The 1,535-nt window shown below is 56.0% G+C and carries 1 rRNA gene; it reads left to right on the forward strand.

The features are described from left to right. Positions 1 to 1,502, forward strand: a 23S ribosomal RNA gene (locus tag ACWFRU_RS42400); the annotation flags it as partial. Between the last annotated feature and the right edge of the window lie 33 nt (positions 1,503 to 1,535).

Consider the following 1,535-nt stretch of genomic DNA (forward strand, 5'->3'; position numbering starts at 1 on the left):
GTAGTAGGTGAGTGATGGGGTGACGCAGGAAGGTAGTCCAGCCCGGGCGGTGGTTGTCCCGGGGTAAGGGTGTAGGACGCAAGGTAGGTAAATCCGCCTTGCATTAAGTCTGAGACCTGATGCCGAGCCGATTGTGGTGAAGTGGATGATCCTATGCTGTCGAGAAAAGCCTCTAGCGAGTTTCATGGCGGCCCGTACCCTAAACCGACTCAGGTGGTCAGGTAGAGAATACCGAGGCGTTCGGGTGAACTATGGTTAAGGAACTCGGCAAAATGCCCCCGTAACTTCGGGAGAAGGGGGGCCATCACCGGTGATGAGTCTTGCACTCTGAGCTGGGGGTGGCCGCAGAGACCAGCGAGAAGCGACTGTTTACTAAAAACACAGGTCCGTGCGAAGCCGTAAGGCGATGTATACGGACTGACGCCTGCCCGGTGCTGGAACGTTAAGGGGACCGGTTAGTGCACTTTCGGGTGTGCGAAGCTGAGAACTTAAGCGCCAGTAAACGGCGGTGGTAACTATAACCATCCTAAGGTAGCGAAATTCCTTGTCGGGTAAGTTCCGACCTGCACGAATGGCGTAACGACTTCTCGACTGTCTCAACCATAGGCCCGGTGAAATTGCACTACGAGTAAAGATGCTCGTTTCGCGCAGCAGGACGGAAAGACCCCGGGACCTTTACTACAGTTTGATATTGGTGTTCGGTTCGGCTTGTGTAGGATAGGTGGGAGACTGTGAAGCGGGCACGCCAGTGTTCGTGGAGTCAACGTTGAAATACCACTCTGGTCGTGCTGGATGTCTAACCTGGGTCCGTGATCCGGATCAGGGACAGTGTCTGATGGGTAGTTTAACTGGGGCGGTTGCCTCCCAAAGAGTAACGGAGGCGCCCAAAGGTTCCCTCAGCCTGGTTGGTAATCAGGTGTTGAGTGTAAGTGCACAAGGGAGCTTGACTGTGAGACCGACGGGTCGAGCAGGGACGAAAGTCGGGACTAGTGATCCGGCGGTGGCTTGTGGAAGCGCCGTCGCTCAACGGATAAAAGGTACCCCGGGGATAACAGGCTGATCTTCCCCAAGAGTCCATATCGACGGGATGGTTTGGCACCTCGATGTCGGCTCGTCGCATCCTGGGGCTGGAGTCGGTCCCAAGGGTTGGGCTGTTCGCCCATTAAAGCGGTACGCGAGCTGGGTTTAGAACGTCGTGAGACAGTTCGGTCCCTATCCGCTGTGCGCGTAGGAATATTGAGAAGGGCTGTCCCTAGTACGAGAGGACCGGGACGGACGAACCTCTGGTGTGCCAGTTGTCCTGCCAAGGGCATGGCTGGTTGGCTACGTTCGGAAAGGATAACCGCTGAAAGCATCTAAGCGGGAAGCCTGCTTCAAGATGAGTATTCCCACCCCCTTTGAGGGGTTAAGGCTCCCAGTAGACGACTGGGTTGATAGGCCAGATCTGGAAGCCCGGTAACGGGTGGAGGTGACTGGTACTAATAGGCCGAGGGCTTGTCCTCAGTTGCTCGCGTCCACTGTGTTGGTTCTGAAAC

The organism is Streptomyces sp. NPDC055099 (assembly GCF_053607685.1).